This window comes from Methylobacterium terrae (assembly GCF_003173755.1).
GTDB lineage: Bacteria > Pseudomonadota > Alphaproteobacteria > Rhizobiales > Beijerinckiaceae > Methylobacterium > Methylobacterium terrae.
Map to the genome: position 1 here is coordinate 1,843,586 of NZ_CP029553.1, position 18,444 is coordinate 1,862,029.

The 18,444-nt window shown below is 71.5% G+C and carries 18 protein-coding genes; 7 read left to right on the plus strand and 11 right to left on the minus strand.

What is annotated here, in order from left to right:
* Window positions 1-6: 6 nt before the first annotated feature.
* Entirely contained in the window at window positions 7-927 is a 921-nt protein-coding gene (locus tag DK419_RS08290; protein ID WP_162561169.1) for a class I SAM-dependent methyltransferase, read from the minus strand.
* Window positions 928-1,144: 217 nt separating this feature from the next.
* Between DK419_RS08290 and DK419_RS08295 the strand changes: the two genes are divergently transcribed.
* From DK419_RS08295 to pssA, 3 genes are all read left to right on the plus strand, one after another.
* Window positions 1,145-3,085: an ABCB family ABC transporter ATP-binding protein/permease gene (locus DK419_RS08295; RefSeq protein WP_208642297.1), complete on the plus strand. Its 1,941-nt coding sequence runs from the start codon at window positions 1,145-1,147 to the stop codon at window positions 3,083-3,085.
* 114 nt (window positions 3,086-3,199) lie between these two features.
* Window positions 3,200-3,913 carry a phosphatidylserine decarboxylase gene (locus DK419_RS08300; RefSeq protein ID WP_109958660.1) on the plus strand — a complete coding sequence of 238 codons (714 nt, stop codon included), beginning with the start codon at window positions 3,200-3,202 and terminating at the stop codon, window positions 3,911-3,913.
* A gap of 16 nt (window positions 3,914-3,929) precedes the next feature.
* On the plus strand, window positions 3,930-4,796 hold the full coding sequence (gene pssA / locus DK419_RS08305) for a CDP-diacylglycerol--serine O-phosphatidyltransferase (RefSeq protein WP_109958661.1): 867 nt from the start codon (window positions 3,930-3,932) through the stop codon (window positions 4,794-4,796).
* 10 nt (window positions 4,797-4,806) lie between these two features.
* Here pssA and tam read toward each other — a convergent pair whose 3' ends face one another.
* Window positions 4,807-5,580 carry a trans-aconitate 2-methyltransferase gene (gene tam / locus DK419_RS08310; protein WP_109958662.1) on the minus strand — a complete coding sequence of 258 codons (774 nt, stop codon included), beginning with the start codon at window positions 5,578-5,580 and terminating at the stop codon, window positions 4,807-4,809.
* Between the two features lie 123 nt (window positions 5,581-5,703).
* On the opposite strand from tam, the gene mscL reads away from it, so the two are divergent.
* From mscL to DK419_RS08325, 3 genes are all read left to right on the plus strand, one after another.
* Window positions 5,704-6,114 (plus strand): large conductance mechanosensitive channel protein MscL, encoded by a 411-nt coding sequence (gene mscL / locus DK419_RS08315; RefSeq protein WP_109958663.1) that lies wholly within the window; start codon window positions 5,704-5,706, stop codon window positions 6,112-6,114.
* A 203-nt stretch (window positions 6,115-6,317) separates the two neighbouring features.
* A complete protein-coding gene (locus tag DK419_RS08320; RefSeq protein WP_109958664.1) occupies window positions 6,318-6,851 on the plus strand; it encodes a response regulator transcription factor in 534 nt (177 codons plus the stop codon).
* 108 nt (window positions 6,852-6,959) lie between these two features.
* Window positions 6,960-8,207: an acyl-CoA dehydrogenase gene (locus DK419_RS08325; protein WP_245442870.1), complete on the plus strand. Its 1,248-nt coding sequence runs from the start codon at window positions 6,960-6,962 to the stop codon at window positions 8,205-8,207.
* Here the strand turns inward: DK419_RS08325 and DK419_RS08330 are convergent.
* The 9 genes from DK419_RS08330 to rpsF all read right to left on the minus strand — a co-directional run bounded on the left by DK419_RS08330 (window position 8,204) and on the right by rpsF (window position 16,996).
* A complete protein-coding gene (locus tag DK419_RS08330; protein ID WP_109958665.1) occupies window positions 8,204-8,671 on the minus strand; it encodes an opioid growth factor receptor-related protein in 468 nt (155 codons plus the stop codon). The genes DK419_RS08325 and DK419_RS08330 overlap by 4 nt on opposite strands.
* Before the next feature lie 53 nt (window positions 8,672-8,724).
* Window positions 8,725-9,837, minus strand: coding sequence for a dimethylsulfone monooxygenase SfnG (gene sfnG / locus DK419_RS08335; protein WP_109958666.1), 1,113 nt, complete (start codon window positions 9,835-9,837; stop codon window positions 8,725-8,727).
* 222 nt (window positions 9,838-10,059) lie between these two features.
* On the minus strand, window positions 10,060-11,310 hold the full coding sequence (locus tag DK419_RS08340; protein ID WP_109958667.1) for an acyl-CoA dehydrogenase family protein: 1,251 nt from the start codon (window positions 11,308-11,310) through the stop codon (window positions 10,060-10,062).
* 266 nt (window positions 11,311-11,576) lie between these two features.
* Window positions 11,577-12,671, minus strand: coding sequence for an alanine racemase (gene alr / locus DK419_RS08345; protein WP_109962197.1), 1,095 nt, complete (start codon window positions 12,669-12,671; stop codon window positions 11,577-11,579).
* 95 nt (window positions 12,672-12,766) lie between these two features.
* A complete protein-coding gene (locus tag DK419_RS08350) occupies window positions 12,767-14,254 on the minus strand; it encodes a replicative DNA helicase (RefSeq protein ID WP_109958668.1) in 1,488 nt (495 codons plus the stop codon).
* 258 nt (window positions 14,255-14,512) lie between these two features.
* Window positions 14,513-15,085, minus strand: a complete 573-nt coding sequence (gene rplI, locus DK419_RS08355) for a 50S ribosomal protein L9 (RefSeq protein ID WP_109958669.1) — start codon at window positions 15,083-15,085, stop codon at window positions 14,513-14,515.
* Window positions 15,086-15,191: 106 nt separating this feature from the next.
* Window positions 15,192-16,142 carry a DUF2232 domain-containing protein gene (locus tag DK419_RS08360; RefSeq protein ID WP_109958670.1) on the minus strand — a complete coding sequence of 317 codons (951 nt, stop codon included), beginning with the start codon at window positions 16,140-16,142 and terminating at the stop codon, window positions 15,192-15,194.
* A gap of 110 nt (window positions 16,143-16,252) precedes the next feature.
* Window positions 16,253-16,504: a 30S ribosomal protein S18 gene (gene rpsR, locus DK419_RS08365; protein ID WP_012332436.1), complete on the minus strand. Its 252-nt coding sequence runs from the start codon at window positions 16,502-16,504 to the stop codon at window positions 16,253-16,255.
* A gap of 3 nt (window positions 16,505-16,507) precedes the next feature.
* Window positions 16,508-16,996 carry a 30S ribosomal protein S6 gene (gene rpsF, locus DK419_RS08370; protein ID WP_109958671.1) on the minus strand — a complete coding sequence of 163 codons (489 nt, stop codon included), beginning with the start codon at window positions 16,994-16,996 and terminating at the stop codon, window positions 16,508-16,510.
* 422 nt (window positions 16,997-17,418) lie between these two features.
* On the opposite strand from rpsF, the gene DK419_RS08375 reads away from it, so the two are divergent.
* Complete coding sequence (locus DK419_RS08375; RefSeq protein WP_109958672.1) at window positions 17,419-18,432, plus strand: DUF2336 domain-containing protein; 1,014 nt, start codon at window positions 17,419-17,421, stop codon at window positions 18,430-18,432.
* Window positions 18,433-18,444 lie beyond the last annotated feature (12 nt).

Here is an 18,444-nt window from a genome sequence, read left to right on the forward strand (position 1 = left end):
CCGCCGTCACCTCGCCCGCTGGATCAGCGTCGCGTCGAGCAGGTTGTCGAAGCCGCGCTCCTTGAGGCCGATCACGAGGGCGTCCTCCCGCTCCTCGACCAGCCGCATCAGCCAGGACGGCGCCGCGTAGCTGCCGCCGTAGCTCTGGCCGTAGAGCCTGGTCCAGCTGCGCACCTCGGTGTAGCCGAAGCCGTGCCGGGCGTAGTCGTCCTCCAGCACGCGCAGGCGGTCGGAGCCCTTCGGCCCGCCGAGGAGCGCCCGGGCCGCCCGCCACCAGCGCAGCGGCACCAGCCCCTTGTCCCGGTCCTCGGTCCGCGAGAGCGCGGCCCAGTTGCGCCCCGCCGAGGTCAGGACCAGCACGCCGCCGGGAGCGAGCGCGTCGATCATCACGTTCACCGCCCGGGCGAAGAGCGGCGCGTCGAAATGCGTCACCAGCGAGCCGACGAAGATCAGGTCGTAGGCGCCGGGCAGCGGAGCGGAGAAGTCCTTGCTGCCCGCAATCTCGGTCACGCCGAACTGCGCCACCACGTCCGCCACCTTGCGGGCGTCGAGGTCGGCGACCGCGACCTCGGCCTCGGGGAAGAACTTGACGAGGTGGCGCGTCACGCGGCCCCCGCCGCAGGGCAGGTCGAGGATGCGCCCGGGGTCCGTGCGCCCGGTGAGCAGCATCGCCTCGGTGATCAGCCGCAGGGCCGAGAGGCCCACGTCGCGGTAATGCGCCCGGCCCTCCGGGGTGTCGACCAGCATGTCGTCGTGCGGCGACACCGCCGGGTCGACGGTCTGCGCCTCGTAGCGGCGCCAGAGGTCGAGGCAGCGTTCGAGCACGGCCCTCGTCGAGGCGCTGTCCCAGGACGGGGGCGCGTGCACGGGCAGCAGGGCCGGCCCGGTGCGCGGGCGCCGAACATCGCGGGATGGAGGGAGCAGCATGGACGATCCGGGCATCACGAGAGGGACGGGGACGCGCGAGGCCGGCGCGGCCGGAGCGCCGCCGTTCTAGGCGGGTTTCGCCGGCGTGTCGCGCGGGTTTCCCCCGGATGGCCGCCGCGGCGCCGTCCCGGCCGCGGGGCCGGGCCGCGTCGGGCGCGCTGTCTCTCCGTTCTATCCTGGCCTATATGCGGCGCCGATCCCGTCCGGAACCGGTTCCTTGTTCACGACCCAGATCCCACCGGCCGAGCCCGAGCGGCCCGGCCTCGTCGCGACCTACCGCCGCCTCTGGCCCTATCTCTGGCCCCATGGCCGGCCGGACCTGCAGCGCCGCGTCTTCGTCGCCTTCGGCCTGCTGCTCGTCGCGAAGGTCGTCACCCTGGCGATGCCGTTCACCTTCAAGTGGGCGACCGACGCGCTGGTGGCGGTGGTGGGGGGTAAAGGCGAGACGGTGCCGACCGGGATCTGGGCCGTGCCGGCCCTGATGATCCTGCTCTATGGCGTCGCCCGGATCGCCATGGCGCTGCTGACCCAGGTGCGCGACGGCCTGTTCGCCAAGGTGGCGATGCACGCGGTGCGGCGCCTGGCGCTCCAGACCTTCCAGCACATGCACCAGCTGTCCCTGCGCTTCCACCTCGAGCGCAAGACCGGCGGCCTGACGCGGGTGCTGGAGCGGGGCCGCAACGGCATCGAGGAACTCTCGCGCCTGATGGTGCTGACGCTGGTGCCGACCATCGTCGAGTTCCTCTTGGTGCTCGGCACCCTCGCCTACGAGTTCAGCCTGTCCTACTCGGCTGTCGTGCTGGTCATGGTGGCGGCCTATCTCGGCTACACCTACAAGGCCACGGAATGGCGCATCGCCATCCGCCGGCGGATGAACGATTCCGACACCGACGCCAACACCAAGGCGGTCGATTCGCTGCTCAACTACGAGACGGTGAAGTATTTCGGCGCGGAAAGCCGCGAGACCGCCCGCTACGATCAGTCGATGGCCCGCTACGAGAAGGCTTCGACCCAGACCTACGTCTCGCTCGCGGTGCTGAACGCCGGCCAGGCGGTGATCTTCACGATCGGCATGAGCGTGGTGATGTGGCTGGCTGCCCGCGACATCATGGCCGGGCGGGCGACGATCGGCGGGTTCGTGCTGGTCAACACCATGCTGGTGCAGCTCTCGATGCCGCTCAACTTCATGGGCATGATCTACCGCGAGATCAAGCAGGCCCTGATCGACATCGACGACATGTTCAAGATCCTGCACCGCAACCCGGAGATCGCCGACCGGCCGGGCGCCGCTCCGCTCGCGATCCGTGACGCAGTGGTGCGGTTCGAGGACGTGCACTTCGCCTACGTGCCGGAGCGGCCGATCCTGCGCGGCATCAGCTTCACGGTGCCGGCGGGGCGCACCGTCGCGATCGTCGGGCCGTCGGGGGCCGGGAAATCCACCCTGTCGCGCCTGCTGTTCCGGTTCTACGAGCCGCAATCCGGCCGCATCACGATCGACGGGCAGGACATCGCGGCCGTGCAGCAGGACAGTTTGCGCGCCGCCATCGGCATGGTGCCGCAGGATACGGTGCTGTTCAACGACACGATCGGCTACAACGTCCGCTACGGCCGCTGGGAGGCCTCCGAGGAGGAGGTGCGGGAAGCCGCCCGCCTCGCCCAGATCGACCGCTTCATCGCCGCCCTGCCGGAGGGCTACGACACGCCGGTCGGCGAGCGCGGCCTGAAGCTCTCGGGCGGCGAGAAGCAGCGCGTCGCCATCGCCCGCACCATCCTGAAAGCGCCGCCGATCCTCGTCCTCGACGAGGCGACCTCGGCGCTCGACTCCTTCACCGAGCGCGAGATCCAGGACGCCCTCGACCGGGTGAGCCGCGGCCGCACCACGCTCGTCATCGCCCACCGCCTCTCGACGGTGGTGGGCGCCGACGAGATCATCGTCCTCGACCAGGGCCGCATCGCCGAGCGCGGCACCCACGGGGCGCTGCTGGCCCAGGGCGGCGTCTACGCGGCGATGTGGAACCGCCAGCGCGAGGCGGACGCCGCCCGCGAGGCGCTGAAGCGGGCGGAATCCGAGGAAGGCGAGAGCCTGCGCACGCACCTGGAGCCGGGCGAGCTTCCCGGACCCGTGGCGAAGGCGCCCGAGCCCGCCGCGGTCTCGTGAAGGCGTCCCCGCGCCGATCGGACGATTGACGCCGAGCCACGCGCCTGCCATCCGCGGGCGCTGGCCGGCTGCGTTCGCGGCCGGCCTGGGGCCCGAGGACCGATCCGAGGACTTATGACCGACCTGTTCGAGACGATCCGCCGCGTGCTGGTGCCGATCCACAAGGAGGGCTATCCCTTCATCGCGATCGGCATCGTGCTGACGGTGCTCGCCGGCACCTTCGTGCAGTTCCTCGGCTGGATCTTCCTGCTGCTGACGCTGTGGGTCTGCTACTTCTTCCGCGACCCCGAGCGCATCGTGCCGGTCGGCGACGGCCTGGTGATCTCGCCGGCGGACGGGCGGGTGAACCTCATCAGCACCGTGCTGCCCCCGGCCGAGCTCGACCTGCCCTCCGAGCCGATGCTGCGGATCTCGGTGTTCATGAACGTGTTCGACTGCCACGTGAACCGCGTGCCGGTCACCGGCCGGATCGACCAGGTGCACTACACCCCGGGCCTGTTCCTCAATGCCGAGCTCGACAAGGCGAGCGAGGACAACGAGCGCAACGGCCTCGTGATCGAGACCCGGCAGAACGGCGAGACCGTGCGGATCGGCGTCGTGCAGATCGCCGGCCTCGTGGCGCGCCGCATCGTCGACTGGATCAAGCCCGGCGACGACCTCACCGTCGGCGACCGCTTCGGCCTGATCCGCTTCGGCTCGCGGGTCGACGTCTACCTGCCGGCGGGCACGCGGGTGCTGGTCGGCCTCGGCCAGAAGGCGGTGGCCGGCGAGACCGTGCTCGCCGACCTGCGCGGGACCGGCCCGGTGCGGCAGTTCCGCCGCGTCTGACAGGGAAGGCCCCGCCATGGACGACCTCTTCCCGCCCTTCGCGCCGGAGCCGAACGAGCCCAAATCGGCCGAGCCCAGATCCGCCGATACGCGGTCGCGCCGCTTCAAGGCGGTGCCGGTGCGGATGATCATCCCCAACATGATCACCCTGATGGCGGTCTGCCTCGGGCTCACCGCCGTGCGCCTCGCCTTCGAGGGCAAGTTCGAGCCGGCGGTGATCGCGATCGTCGCCGCCGCGGTGCTCGACGGCGTCGACGGCCGGGTGGCGCGCCTGCTCAAGGGCACCTCGCGCTTCGGCGCCGAGCTCGATTCCCTCGCCGACTTCGTCAATTTCGGCTGCGCCCCGGCGCTGATCCTCTACAGCTTCGTGCTGCACAACCTGAAGTCGCTGGGCTGGATCGTCGCCCTGATCTTCGCCATCGCGATGGCGCTGCGGCTCGCCCGCTTCAACGTGATGCTGGACGATCCCAACCGGCCGGAATGGAAGAAGGACTTCTTCGTCGGCATGCCGGCCCCGGCCGGCGCGCTGACCGTGATGCTGCCGCTCTACCTGCACTTCCTCGGCTTCGAGCTCAGCCCGAGCCTCGCGCCGGTCGCGCTGGTCTACATGCTGGTGATCGCCCTCATGGTGATCTCCACCGTGCCGACCTTCTCGGGCAAGACCGTCGGCAAGCGCGTGCCGCGGGAATACGTGCTGCCGATCTTCGTCGTCACGGTGGCGGCGTTCGGGCTCTTGATCAGCTTCCCGTTCGAGATCCTGGCGCTCCTGAGCCTCGGCTATCTCGGCGCGATCCCGATCGGCGCCAACCAGTACCGGCGCCGGCTCAAGGCCGAGGCGGCCGAGGCCCCGGCCCATCCGCGCGACGAGGCGCCGGCGGCCTGACGGCGGCGGGTCAGGCCCGCCGCGCCACCAGGAACAGCCGCGGGAACGGCAGCAGCACCCGCCCGTCTTCCTGCATCGGATAGGCCTCGCGTAGTGCCGCCTCGTAGCGGGCGAGGTAGGCGGCCTGCGCCTCCGGATCGAGGGGGGTGAGGAACGGGCGCAAGCCCGTCGAGCGCACCCATTCGACGATGCCGCGATGGCCGGCGAGCGGGTGGATATAGGTGGTGCGCCACAGATCGACGGTGCAGCCCGCCCGCGACAGCCACGCGTCGTAGTCCCGGACGGTGCCGAGCGTGGTGCGCGCGCCCGCGGCCCCGGCGAGGCGGGCGCGGAACGGGGCCTCCTCGGCCACCTCGCGCATCAGCCGGTGCGACGGCTCGTCGAGGTTGTCCGGCATCTGCACGGCGAGGCAGCCGCCCGGGGCCAGGAAGCCGGCGAGGCGCGGCAGCAGGGCGGCGTGGTCGGGCAGCCAGTGCAGCACGGCGTTGGCGAAGATCAGGTCCGGCGCGGCGTCGGGCGCCCAGGCGGCGATGTCGGCCTCCCGGAAGCTCCGGCCCGGCAGGGCCCGGCGCGCCTCCTCCAGCATCGCGGGCGAGGAATCGAGGCCGGTGATCGCCGCGTCGGGAAAGCGCGCCGCGATGAGCGCGGTGCTGTTGCCCGGCCCGCAGCCGAGATCGACCGCGCGGGCCGGCGCGGCGAGCGTCACCCGCGCCAGCAGGTCGGCCGCCGGCCGGGTGCGCTCGTCGGCGAATTTCAGGTACTGGCCCGCATCCCAATCCGCCATCGGACGACTCCCCTCCGCGCGTGTCCGCTCCAGCTTAATCCAGGTTGGTTCGCTCGCGTGACGCCGTGTCGCGCGGAGCAGACCTTCGCCGGGCGGCCGGCGCCCGCAACGGAGAGATCCTGCATGCTCGAGGAATTCAAGAAGTTCGCGCTGCGCGGCAACGTCGTCGACCTTGCGGTCGGCGTGGTGATCGGCGCGGCCTTCGGCGCCATCGTCACCTCGCTGGTGCAGGACGTGATCATGCCGGCGGTCGGCGCGATCACGGGCGGGCTCGACTTCTCGAACTACTACCTGCCGCTGTCCTCGACGGTGCAGAGCGGCCTGCCCTACGCCGAGGCCAAGAAGCAGGGCGCGGTGATCGGCTACGGCCAGTTCGTCACCGTGGCGCTGAACTTCCTGATCGTCGCCTTCGTGCTGTTCCTGGTGATCCGCGCCATGAACCAGCTGCAGCGGCGCGAGGAGGTGACGAAGGAGGATCCCGCCGACGTGAAGCTCCTGACCGAGATCCGCGACCTGCTGGCGGCGCGGCGGTGAGGGGCGCCACCCGCGCGGGGAGCCGCCCTGCCAGGAGCCGGGCGACCTCCCCCGGGCCGTCCGGGACCCTACATCCCGGGAACGCTCCCGGCTCCGGGCCCGGGAGGCCGCGGCCCGCGAGCGGGCTCCCGGTACGAGGTCGCCGATGGGGTAGGATCGATCCGCCGTGCTGTGTCGCCTTCCCCATCGAAACAGGGCCTGAGATGTCGGACGACCGCCTGCTCGTCATCGTCGAGGACGACGACCGCTTCGCCGCCACCCTGACCCGCTCGTTCGAGCGGCGCGGCTACACCGTGGTGAGCCTGCCCGGCCTCGCCCCGCTCGAGGCGCTGCTCGCCGCGCGCACCCCGACCTACGCGGTGGTCGACCTGAAGCTCAACGGCGAATCGGGCCTCGCTTGCGTCAAGGCCCTGCACGACCACGATCCGGGCATCCTGACCGTGGTGCTGACCGGCTATGCTAGCATCGCGACCGCGGTCGAGGCGATCAAGCTCGGGGCCTGCCACTATCTCGCCAAGCCCGCCAACACCGACGACATCGAGGCGGCCTTCTCCAAGGCGGAAGGCGACACCGCCATCGCCCTCGACGGGCGTCCGACCTCGATCAAGACGCTCGAATGGGAGCGCATCCACCAGACCCTGGTCGAGACCGACTTCAACATCTCGGAGACCGCACGGCGCCTCGGGATGCACCGGCGGACGCTGGCCCGCAAGCTCGACAAGCAGCAGGTCAAGTAATCCTGCCTCGTTTCCGCATGGCTGGCGCGTGCGGAATGCGGTTTCGCATCCTGGCGGAGGCGGCGCACCCGGGGTAACGTCCCGCCCGAAATGCAAGGAGGAGACGCCATGAACGCCCCGTCCGCCGCGGCCGCGACCCAGACCAACCTGACCCCGGTGAAGCCCAACGAGGGCACCCGCGGCGCGTTCCGGTGGGACGATCCGTTCCTGCTCGACGACCAGCTCACCGACGACGAGCGCCTGATCCGCGACTCGGCCCGCAGCTTCGCCCAGGAGCGGCTGCTGCCCGGCATCGTCGAGGCCTATGCCGAGGAGAAGACCGACCGCGCGCTGTTCAACGCCATGGGCGAACTGGGTCTCCTCGGCGTCACCCTGCCGGAGGAGTACGGCTGCGCCGGAGCGAGCTACGTCGCCTACGGCCTCGTCGCCCGCGAGGTCGAGCGGGTCGATTCCGGCTACCGCTCGATGATGAGCGTGCAGTCGTCGCTCGTCATGTACCCGATCTACGCCTACGGCGACGAGACCCAGCGGAAAAAGTACCTGCCGAAGCTCGCCACGGGCGAGTTCGTCGGCTGCTTCGGCCTGACCGAGCCGGATGCCGGCTCGGATCCCGCCGGCATGAAGACCCGCGCCGACAAGATCGACGGCGGCTACCGCCTCTCGGGCGCCAAGACCTGGATCTCGAATGCTCCCATCGCCGACGTGTTCGTGGTCTGGGCGAAGTCGCCGGCCCACGACAACCAGATCCGCGGCTTCATCCTCGAGAAGGGGATGAAGGGGCTGTCGGCGCCGAAGATCAAGGGCAAGCTGTCCTTGCGCGCCTCGGTCACCGGCGAGATCGTCATGGACGGCGTCGAGGTGCCGGAGAGCGCGCTGCTGCCGAACGTCTCGGGCCTCAAGGGTCCGTTCGGCTGCCTCAACCGGGCGCGCTACGGCATCTCCTGGGGGGCGCTGGGCGCGGCCGAGGATTGCTGGCACCGGGCGCGGCAATACACGCTCGACCGCAAGCAGTTCGACCGGCCGCTCGCCCAGACCCAGCTGGTGCAGAAGAAGCTCGCCGACATGCAGACCGAGATCGCTCTCGGCCTCCAGGGTAGCTTGCGCGTCGGTCGGCTGTTCGACGAGGGCCGGATGGCGCCGGAGATGATCTCGCTCGTCAAGCGCAACAATTGCGGCAAGGCGCTCGCCATCGCCCGCGAGGCGCGCGACATGCACGGCGGCAACGGCATCATGGGCGAGTACCACGTGATGCGCCACGCCCAGAACCTCGAGACGGTGAACACCTACGAGGGCACCCACGACGTCCACGCCCTGATCCTGGGCCGGGCGCAGACCGGGCTGCAGGCGTTCTTCTAGCCCACGGCCCGCCGCCAGTAATCCAGGCTCCCCGGATTCACCGGGGAGCCTGCCGCATCGTTGAGGCGCAGGACGGCGTCGTGGAAGGCCCGGGCCTCCTCCGGCCCGGCGAGGTCGCGCAGGGCCGTCAGGATGCGGGTGATGCGCAGGTGGTTGTGGTCGAAGGCCGTGAGCCACCCGTCGGTCGCGGCGTAGAACCGCTGCATCCGGTCGCGGGCGGCCAGCAGCCCGGCCCGCGCCGCCGGATCGGCCCGGATCGCCTCCGCCTCCGCAGGTCCGAGCACCGGCGCCCCCGGCACCGCCCGGCTCGCCTCGGCGAGCGGGAACAGCCACTGGATGAAGTCGTGCACGCCCTCGATGCGGGCGTCGTCGAAGGCCAGCACGTCGGCGAGGCCGCGGCCGCGTCCGTCGCGCCCGCGCCCGGCGAGGAAGGCGTGGATCGGTCCCGCACTCGCCTCGGTCATGGATGCCTCCCCTGGAACAGCCCCCCTCAGGATAGGGCGGGGAGGTCGCGCCGTCAGGCCGCCGCCCGCCGCTCGGCCCGCGCCGCCTCCAGCGCCCGCACCCGCGGGATCACCTGCTCGCCGAAATATTTCACCTCCTCCTGGAAGTGCAGGAAGCCCAGCAGCGCGAGGTCGGCGCCGGCATCCTTCAGCGCCAGGATCCGCTCGGCGATCTGGTCCGGCGTGCCGATCAGGTTCGAGCGGAAGCCGTCATTGTACTGGACCAGGTCCTCGAGGCTCGACGTCGCCCAGTTGCCCTCGCGCTCGGGCGAGGCGGCGCCGGCATTCTTGACCTCGTGGCCGAAGGCGCGCACCGCCTCCGGGTCGGCGTGGTCGATGATCTCGCGCAGCACGGCCCGGGCCTCCTCCTCGGTGTCGCGGGCGATCACGAAGGCGTTGACGCCGATCTTCACCTGCCGCCCCTCGGCCGCGGCCTTGTGGCGGATGTCCTCGACCTGGGTCCGGATGTTGTCGGGCGTGTTGCCGTTGGTGAAGTACCAGTCGGAGACCCGGGCCGCCATGTCCCGCGCCGCCCGCGACGAGCCGCCCTGGAAGATCTCAGGGAGAGGCTCGGCCGGCTTCGGCTTCAGGGTGTAGTTGCTGTAGCGGTAGAAGTCGCCACGGAAGCTGAAATCGTCCTGCGTCCAGATCCCCCGCAGGGACCGGATGAACTCCTCCGAGCGGCGATAGCGCTCGTCGTGGTCGAGCCAGGGCTCGCCGATCGCCCGGAACTCGCCGGAGAACCAGCCGCTGACGATGTTGACGGCGATGCGTCCGCCGGTGAGCTGCGAGATCGTCGCCACCTGCTTGGCCGCCAGAGTCGGGTTCCACGGCCCGGGCAGGAGCGCCGCGATGACCTTCAGCCGGTCGGTGGCGGCGAGCAGCGCGTGGCTGAAGGCGACCGATTCGTGCTGGTACTCGGCGCCGTAGCCAGCGGTGAAGCGGATCTGGGTCAGGGCGTAGTCGAAGCCCGCCCGCTCGGCGATCCGCGCCAGCTCGCGGTTGTAGTCGGCGTCCCAGCTCGTGCGCTGGGGGATCCTGCTGATGACGAGGCCGCCCGACACGTTCGGCACCCAGTAGGCGAAGCGGATCGGCTCAGGGGTCGGCTGCGCGGTCTGCTGGGTCATGGCGGATCCTCGCTCGTCTGTCATGAAGAAGAGCCGGCGCCAGTCGAACGAACGGCGCGGACGGCCCCAAGTATCGGAGGCCGCTTCCGCGCCGTCAAAAGCATCGTCGTTCTTTTTTGCTGCCCGAGCGGAAAGCCCATCCTCCGGATCGGGCCTCCCGCGCGGACGATCTTCCGTCAGGCCGTCCCGCCTGGTCAGGACTTGCCGCTCACGACTTGCCGCTCAGGCCTTGGGCCGCTCGCGGTTGCCGTACTGCGCCAGTTCCAGCCGGGCGATCGAGCGGTTATGGACCTCGTCCGGCCCGTCGGCGAGGCGCAGCGTGCGGATGCGGGCGTAGGAATAGGCGAGGCCGGCATCGCTGCTGACGCCCGCGCCGCCATGGGCCTGGATCGCGTCGTCGATGATCTTGAGCGCCATGCGCGGGGCGGCGACCTTGATCATCGCGATCTCGAGCTTGGCGCCCTTGTTGCCGACCTTGTCCATCATGTCGGCCGCCTTGAGGCAGAGCAGCCGCGTCATCTCGATGTCGGTGCGGGCCTCGCCGATGCGCTGCTCCCAGACCGAATGGTCGGCGATGCGCTTGCCGAAGGCGACGCGGCCGAGGAGCCGCTTGGCCATCTTCTCCAGCGCCTCTTCCGCCACCCCGATGGTGCGCATGCAGTGGTGGATGCGCCCCGGCCCGAGGCGCCCTTGCGCGATCTCGAAGCCGCGGCCCTCGCCGAGCAGCAGGTTCTCGACCGGCACCCGCACGTCGTGGAGGATCACCTCGGCATGGCCGTGCGGCGCGTCGTCGTAGCCGAAGACCGGCAGCATCCGCACCACCTCGATCCCCGGGGTGTCGAGGGGGACGAGGATCTGCGATTGCTGCTGGTGCAGGGGGGCGCTGGTGTCGGTCTTGCCCATCACGATCGCGACGGCGCAGCGCGGATCGCCGACGCCCGAGGACCACCACTTGCGCCCGCTGATGACGTAGTGGTCGCCGTCGCGGCGGATGCGGGTCTCGATGTTGGTGGCGTCCGAGGAGGCCACGTCCGGCTCGGTCATCAGGAAGGCCGAGCGGATCTCGCCGGCCATCAGGGGCGTGAGCCAGCGCTCCTTCTGGGCCTTGGTGCCGTAGCGGTGCAGCACCTCCATGTTGCCGGTATCGGGCGCCGAGCAGTTGAACACCTCGGAGGCCCAGGAGATCCGGCCCATCTCCTCGGCGCAGAGCGCGTAGTCGAGGTTGGTCAGGCCCGCGCCCCGGAACGCGCCGTCGTCGTGCTGGGACGAGGGGGGCAGGAACAGGTTCCACAGGCCGGCCTCGCGGGCCACGGGCTTCAGCCGCTCGATCACCGGCACCGGCTGCCAGCGCTCCGAGCCGAAGGCCTCCATCTCGGCCTTGTAGGTCGGCACTGCCGGACGGACGTGCTCGTCCATGAAGGCCCGGACCCGGTCGCGCCAGTGGCGCTGCCGCTCGGAGAGGGTGAAGTCCATGCGCGAATCCTCCCGTCGCCGGGGTCTCAGCGCCCCGGCATTCCCGGGCAGGAGCCTAGCGCCAACCGGGCGCGAGCAAAACCGTCTTTTCGAAAGGAGCGGGAGATGTGGGCTGCGCCGGTTCCGTACCGGGTTTTCGAAGGTGCCGACGCGCCTCGATGCGGCTCACACCCTCCGGGTCGTCCCGGGGCTCGCTGACGGCGGGAACCCGGGACGGCGAAGGGGGCTTCAATCCCGTCGGCGCGACACGGGGAGGACCCGAACCCTCAATCCCGATACACCCGCTCGTAGCGCGCCCCGAGCCCGGTCAGGATCTCGTAGCCGATCGTCCCGGCGTTGCGCCCGACCGTGTCGAGGTCGAGCCCGTCGCCGATCAGCGTCGCGGGCGCGCCGCGGCGCAGGGCGTCCCGGGGCACCTCGGTCACGTCGAGGATGATGAGGTCCATCGAGACGTTGCCGGCGAAGGGGCAGCGCACGCCGCCGACCACGGCCTCGCCGCGGCCGGTGGAGGCGCGCGGGTAGCCGTCGGCGTAGCCGAGCGACAGGGTGGCGAGGCGCCGGGGGCCCCGGGCGACCCAGCGGGCGTTGTAGCCGGCGGTGGCGCCGGCCTCGACCTCCCGGACCTGGAGGATGCCGGCCTCGAGCCGCACCACCGGGCGCATCGGGTTGTCGCGCCCCGGCCGCGGGTTGCCGCCGTAGAGGGCGTAGCCCGGCCGCGCCAGGTCGGCGCGGCAGGAGGCGAGGAAGTCGCCCGAGGAATTGGCGAGGGAAGCCCTGAGATGGGGATAGGCCGCGCGCACCCGGGCGAACTCCGCCGCCTGATGGTCGGTGAGGGGATCGTGCTCGACCTCGGCGCTGACGAGGTGGCTCATCAGGAGGTCGAACCCGGCCTCCGCCATCATCGGGTCGCCGGCGAGGGAAAGGGCGTCCGGCACCGACAGGCCGAGGCGGTTCATGCCGGTATCGACGTGGAGGGCCGCCGGGCGCGGTCCCGCCTCCCGGTTCGCGGCCGCCCACTCGGCGACCTCGTCGCGCGATCCCAGCACCGGCCGGAGATCCGCGTCCCGGTAGGCCTGCGCGCTCCCGGGCGGGAAGCCGTTGAGCACGTAGACCACGGCGTCCGGCACCGCCTCGCGGGCGGAGAGCGCTTCCGACAGGTGGGCGACGAAGAAGGTGCGGCAGCCCTCCGCCCACAGGGCTGGCGCCGCCCGGGCGATCCCGCAGCCATAGGCGTCGGCCTTGATGACCGCGGCGGTCTCGGGGCATTCCGCGGCTGTCGCGAGGATCCGCCAGTTCGCCCGCAGGGCTGCGAGGTCGACGGTGAGGCGGCCGCCGTGGCCGATCGGGGTGGGCTCGGTCATCATCTCGCTCCTGGCGCCCCGGTCTATCGCCCGAAGGGAGCACCGCCAAGGCCGCAGCGAGGACCCGCCTGACTTCCGGTCAGGCGGCCGGGGCATCAATGCGTATCCGGCAGCCGGTCGCCCTGGGCGAGGTTCGAGAACCGGGTGATCTCGGCGTCGAACTGGAGCTCGACGGTGCCGGTCGGGCCGTGGCGCTGCTTGCCCAGGATCACCTCGGCCTTGCCGTAGACGCGGTTCATCTCGGCTTCCCAGGTGAAGAACTCTTCCGTGCCCTCGCGCGGCTTCTTGTTCTTGACGTAGTATTCCTCGCGGAACACGAACATCACCACGTCGGCGTCCTGCTCGATCGAGCCCGATTCGCGCAGGTCCGAGAGCTGCGGCCGCTTGTCGTCGCGGGCCTCGACCTGGCGCGAGAGCTGCGACAGGGCGACGATCGGCACCGCCAGTTCCTTGGCCAGCGCCTTCATGCCGGTGGTGATCTCGGTCATCTCCTGCACCCGGTTCTCGCCCTTCTTGGACGAGCCCGACAGGAGCTGGAGGTAGTCGACGACGAGGAGGTCGAGGCCGCGCTGGCGCTTGAGCCGGCGGGCGCGGGCGGCGAGCTGGGCGATCGAGATGCCGCCGGTCTGGTCGATGTAGAACGGGATCGTCTGCATGTCCCGGGCGGCGTCGGTGATCTTGTAGAACTCCTCCGGCCGGATGTCGCCGCGGCGGATCTTGTAGGAGGCGACGCCCGACTGCTCGGCGATGATGCGGGTGGCGAGCTGCTCGGCCGACATCTCGAGCGAGAAGAAGCCGACGATGCCGCCGTTCTTGGTCGCGATCGAGCCGTCGGGCTGCTTCTCGCCGACATAGGCCTTGGCGATGTTGAACGCGATGTTGGTCGCGAGCGAGGTCTTGCCCATGCCGGGGCGGCCGGCCAGGATGATCAGGTCCGAGGCCTGCAGGCCGCCCATCTTGGCGTCGAGGTCGGACAGGCCGGTGGCGATGCCCGACAGCCGCCCCTCGCGCTGGTAGGCCTTGGCCGCCATGTCGACCGCCGCCGTCAGGGCGTCGGAGAATTTCTGGAAGCCGCCGTCGTACTTGCCGGTCTCGGCGAGCTCGTAGAGCCGGCGCTCCGTCGCCTCGATCTGCTCGCGCGGCGAGGTCTCGACCGGGGCCTCGTAGGCGCCGTTGACCAGGTCCTCGCCGATGGTGATCAGGCGCCGGCGCAGGGCCAGGTCGTAGATCGTGCGGCCGTAATGCTCGGAGTTGATGACCGTGGTGGCCTCGGCGGCGAGCCGGGCGAGGTACTGGCCGACCGTGAGGCCGCCGAGATCCGCGTCGCCGAGATAGGTCTTCAGCGTGATCGGGCTCGCGAGCTTGCCGGCCTTGATCAGCGTGATCGACACCTCGTAGATCCGCCGGTGCACCTCCTCCATGAAGTGCTCGGGGAGCAGGAAGTCCGAGACCCGGTAGAACGCGTCGTTGTTGACCAGGATCGCGCCGAGCAGGGCCTGCTCGGCGTCGATGTTGTGGGGGGCGACGCGGTATTCCTGCTGCACGGGCTCGAGGTTCGCCGTCAGGGTGCTGGGAATGGCCATCCGGCGGGGCTCCGGGCAAGAGGGGAGGCTAGGACGGGTGTCAGATCATAGCCGCTGCGGCGACCATCGCACCCGTATCGTTGACCAAACCTTGACCGAGGGGCGGCGGCCGTGGCTCGAAACGACAGCGGGGCCCGCGACTCGCGCCGCGGACCCCGCCATGCTGGAACAAACTGGGAACAAGTCAAGCCCGGCTCGCGGGCTTGTCCCCGCTGTCCCGGTTCTCCCGCCGCGGGCGGCGGGAGAACCCTGGATCGATCAGCGGTCGCTGTCGGCGTCCGGGCCGGCCTCGGCCAGGGCGGCCCCGACCTCGAGGCCGAGGTCGTCGAGGTTGAACTCCTCGCGGGTGGTGGTCGACTCGCCGCGGGCCTGGCGCTCGGCCTCCTCGGGGCTGCGGGCGACGTTCACGGTCACGCTGACCTCGACCTCGGGGTGCAGCACCACCGGGACGGTGTGCAGGCCGAGCGTCTTGATCGGCTGGGCGATGCTGAACTGGTCGCGGTTGATCGTGAAGCCCTCCTGGGTGACCACCTCGGCGAGGTCGCGCGGGGAGACCGAGCCGTAGAGCACGCCGGTCTCGCCGGCCTGGCGGATCAGCACGAAGCTCTTGCCGTTGAGGGTCTCGCCGACCTTCTCGGCCTCCGAGCGACGCTCGAGGTTGCGGGCCTCGAGCTGGGCGCGCTGGTCCTCGAAGCGCTTCTTGTTGCCTTCGGTGGCGCGCAGGGCCTTGCCGCGGGCGAGCAGGAAGTTGCGGGCGAAGCCCGGCCGCACCTTCACGGTCTCGCCCATCTGGCCGAGCTTGGCCACGCGCTCGAGCAGGATCACTTCCATGGTCGTCGTCCTTCCAATGCGAGGCCTCGCGGCCTCCGGGTGGTGATGGCGGAACGGGCCGCCTTCGGGGAACCGGACCGCCCGACGGGCGGTCCGGGGATTCGGGTCAGGCCAAGGGCGGAGCCTTGGCCGCCCGGCGGCGCCCGAACAGGGCGTCGACCAGGCCGAAGAGCGAGAGCGCGGCGAGCGCCAGCCCCTGCGTGAGGAAGACCAGCACGTAGAGGCCGACGAGGAGCGGCGTGCGGCCGGGCTTGCCGCGGCTGCGGTCGTGGAGCGCCGCCAGGCCCTGGAGCGCCAGGGCGGCCGCGAAGGCGCCGAGCAGCGCCACCCCGAACGCCCCGGCATAGCCGGGCGCGACCGAGAGCACGGCGCCGGCGACGAGGGCCCACAGGGCCCGGCGCGGCAGGGCGGTGGCGGCCAGGTCCGGCCAGGGCCGGGCGAGGCGGCCGGAGATCTGCACCACCCGGGCGCCGGCCCAGAGATAGAAGGTCAGGAGCAGGGTGAAGGTCGTCGCCATGATGGCGGGGGCGAGGCCGGCGACCCGCTCGGCGATGCGGGCGAGGTCGTCCTCCTCCAGGCCGGCGCCCCGGGACGGGGTCTCCTGCATCTGCACCTGCAGCATCGCCCGGGCGAGGCGGCGGACCCGCTCCTGGTAGGCGGCGTGGTCGCCCGACGACAGCATCACCACGACGATGAGGGCGACGGCCGCGGTGACGGCGACCCAGGCGAGCAGCCGCCCGGTCGGGTACCATTCCATCCGGCCGGGCGCGGTCTCGCGGCCGAGCAGCGCGAGGTAACCGAGCCACCAGGCGGGAAGCGCGGTCGAGACCAGGAAGGCGAGGCCGCGCAGAGGGGAGGAGGCGAGCGCGAGGGCGAGCGTGCCGGAGGCGGCGGCCACGAGGCCGGTCCGGTGGCTCCAGCCCATCGCGACGATCAGGATCGGCAGCGGGGCGAGCAGGTAGAGCGCGAGCGCGAGGGGCGTCGCCTGGACGACGACCCCGATCAGGAGCGCCGAGGCGAGGCCGGCGACGACGCCGATGCCGGTGTGACGAACCATCAGGAACCCGTTCGCTGTCCCGCCGCCCCTCTCGAGGGCGGGGTTAGAGGCGACGCGCGTCGCCCCAGCGACCCGGCGGCACGAGAGCCGCCGGGTTGTTGATCAGAGGATCAGCGGATCACGTAGGGCAGGAAGCCCAGGAAGCGGGCGCGCTTGATCGCCTGGGCGAGCTCGCGCTGCTTCTTGGCCGACACCGCGGTGATGCGCGAGGGCACGATCTTGCCGCGCTCGGAGACGTAGCGCGAGAGCAGCTTCACGTCCTTGTAGTCGATCTTCGGGGCGTTGGGGCCCGAGAACGGGCAGGTCTTGCGCCGACGGAAGAACGGACGACGGCCACCGCCGCCACCAGCACCGAAAGCCATGGCTTACTGCTCCTCGTTCGTGTTGCGCTCGGCGCGCTCAGGGCGCTCCGGACGGTCGCCGCGATCCGGACGGTCGCCGCGCTCCGGGCGGTCACCGCCGCCGAAGCCGCCGGCGAACCCGTCGTCGTCACGGCGACGGCCGCGCTCGCGGTCCTTGCGCTCGTCGCGGTCGCGCTTCTGCATCATCGCGGACGGCTCGGACTCGAGCTCCTCGACGCGCACGGTCATGAAGCGCAGCACGTCCTCGGAGATGCGCATCTGGCGCTCCATCTCGGCGAGGGCCGCCGGGGGAGCGTCGATGTTGAGGAGGGTGAAGTGCGCCTTGCGGTTCTTGCGGATGCGGTAGGCGAGGGACTTCACGCCCCACATCTCGGTCTTCTCGACCTTGCCGCCGTTCTGCTCGATGACGGACTTGTAGGTCTCGATCATCGTTTCGACCTGCTGCGAGGTCACGTCCTGGCGAGCCAGGAACACATGCTCGTAGAGAGCCATGATGGGCCTTTCTCAGGGAGACTTTGGCCCTCTGCCAGATGACACGGATGTGCGTCGGGCGTCGGGCCGGTTCGTCTTCGCGTCGCACGGCGCCAAGCCCTTCGAGCCTGCAAAGGCCCGAGCGGTTGTTCGAAGGCGGAGACACGGGACGACGGGGCGAGCCCCTGCGGCGGGTCTGGCGACCCGACACCGTCCGTTCAGCCCCCGGCCGGAGCGAACGCGAGGCGCGGCCTATAGCAAGTTTCGGGGAAAGGGCAAGAGTGCTCGGGAAGAGTGTGGGGCAAAAGCGCGGCGCAAGAGCGGAGGGCGGGAGCGGGAGGCCGATGGCCGGACGCTAAGGCTCGCGTAACCATGCCGCCGTCAAGATTGCCGCGGCGTCCGTCCGGACGGCTCCTCCCGCATCCCCGCAGGATTCCCGCACCATGGCATCGGCAGCGGCTCCCCGGCCCGACAGGATCCCGCCGCCGGCCGGCGCCACGCTCGCCGACCTCGTCGACGAGGCGGAGCGGGTCGCCGATCCGGCGCGGGTTCTCCACGGCGTCACCGACCTCCTCGTCGCCCGGGCCGACCGGCTCTCGGGGCCGCAGGTCGGCGCCTTCGACGAGGTGCTGACGGTCCTCGCCGAGGGCGCGGGGCCGGAGTCGCGCGGGCGGCTCGCCCGCCGGGTCGGGGCGTTGCCGCGCCCGCCGCACAAGCTCGCCCGGCACCTCGCCCTCGATCCCGAGGCCCAGGTGGCGGTCCCGGTGCTGGCGGCCTGCGCCGCGCTGCCCGACGACGTGCTGCTGCGCGTCGCCCGCAGCCGCGGGCCGGCGCATCTCGCGGCGATCGCCCGGCGCGAGAGGGTCGCGGCCCGGGTCGCCGACGTGCTGGCCGATCGCGGCGACGAGGCGGTGATGGCGACGCTGCTCGGCAATCCGGGCGCGCGGCTCTCGCTCGCGGCGCTCACGACCCTGTCCGACCGGATGGAGGACCGGGGCGGCCTCGCGGCGGGGCTCGCCGCCCGCGGCCTGCTGCCGGGCCAGCGCGCCGCCCTGCTGCGGACCCCCGGGCCTCCCGGTCCGCCGCGCCGGGCCGCCGAGGCCGTGGCCCTGCGGATCCGCCTCGGCCTCGAGGAGGCCGACATCCGGGGCTGGCTCGCCGACGGGCGGACCGCCGAGGCGCTCCTCGGCCTCGCCCATCTCGCCGGCTGCTCCCCCGCGCGGGCCGAGGCCGCGCATCGCTCCGCGGGTCTGCGGGCCCTCGCCCTGATCGTGCGCGCGGCGGACCTGCGGCTCTCGACTCTCGGCGCCTACCTGCGCGCCCGGCCCGGACCGGCCCTGACCGCGGAGGCGGCCGGCGCGGCGGTGCAGGCGTACCGGGCGTTGAGCGTCGCGCGGGCGCGGGAGATGGTCGCGGGGCGGCCGCAGGCCGCCGCGAGCGAGGCGCGGGTCGGCTGAGCGGATCACGCG

Bases quoted from the DNA above. Each gene is read 5' to 3' on its own strand.
- alr (WP_109962197.1), bottom strand. From the start codon at position 12,671: ATGACCGAGCCCACCCCGATCGGCCACGGCGGCCGCCTCACCGTCGAC.
- rplI (WP_109958669.1), bottom strand. From the start codon at position 15,085: ATGGAAGTGATCCTGCTCGAGCGCGTGGCCAAGCTCGGCCAGATGGGC.
- rpsF (WP_109958671.1), bottom strand. From the start codon at position 16,996: ATGGCTCTCTACGAGCATGTGTTCCTGGCTCGCCAGGACGTGACCTCG.
- pssA (WP_109958661.1), top strand. From the start codon at position 3,930: ATGGACGACCTCTTCCCGCCCTTCGCGCCGGAGCCGAACGAGCCCAAA.
- mscL (WP_109958663.1), top strand. From the start codon at position 5,704: ATGCTCGAGGAATTCAAGAAGTTCGCGCTGCGCGGCAACGTCGTCGAC.
- DK419_RS08360 (WP_109958670.1), bottom strand. From the start codon at position 16,142: ATGGTTCGTCACACCGGCATCGGCGTCGTCGCCGGCCTCGCCTCGGCG.
- DK419_RS08375 (WP_109958672.1), top strand. From the start codon at position 17,419: ATGGCATCGGCAGCGGCTCCCCGGCCCGACAGGATCCCGCCGCCGGCC.
- DK419_RS08350 (WP_109958668.1), bottom strand. From the start codon at position 14,254: ATGGCCATTCCCAGCACCCTGACGGCGAACCTCGAGCCCGTGCAGCAG.
- sfnG (WP_109958666.1), bottom strand. From the start codon at position 9,837: ATGACCCAGCAGACCGCGCAGCCGACCCCTGAGCCGATCCGCTTCGCC.
- DK419_RS08290 (WP_162561169.1), bottom strand. From the start codon at position 927: ATGCTGCTCCCTCCATCCCGCGATGTTCGGCGCCCGCGCACCGGGCCG.
- tam (WP_109958662.1), bottom strand. From the start codon at position 5,580: ATGGCGGATTGGGATGCGGGCCAGTACCTGAAATTCGCCGACGAGCGC.
- DK419_RS08325 (WP_245442870.1), top strand. From the start codon at position 6,960: ATGAACGCCCCGTCCGCCGCGGCCGCGACCCAGACCAACCTGACCCCG.
- DK419_RS08340 (WP_109958667.1), bottom strand. From the start codon at position 11,310: ATGGACTTCACCCTCTCCGAGCGGCAGCGCCACTGGCGCGACCGGGTC.
- DK419_RS08300 (WP_109958660.1), top strand. From the start codon at position 3,200: ATGACCGACCTGTTCGAGACGATCCGCCGCGTGCTGGTGCCGATCCAC.
- DK419_RS08330 (WP_109958665.1), bottom strand. From the start codon at position 8,671: ATGACCGAGGCGAGTGCGGGACCGATCCACGCCTTCCTCGCCGGGCGC.
- DK419_RS08320 (WP_109958664.1), top strand. From the start codon at position 6,318: ATGTCGGACGACCGCCTGCTCGTCATCGTCGAGGACGACGACCGCTTC.
- rpsR (WP_012332436.1), bottom strand. From the start codon at position 16,504: ATGGCTTTCGGTGCTGGTGGCGGCGGTGGCCGTCGTCCGTTCTTCCGT.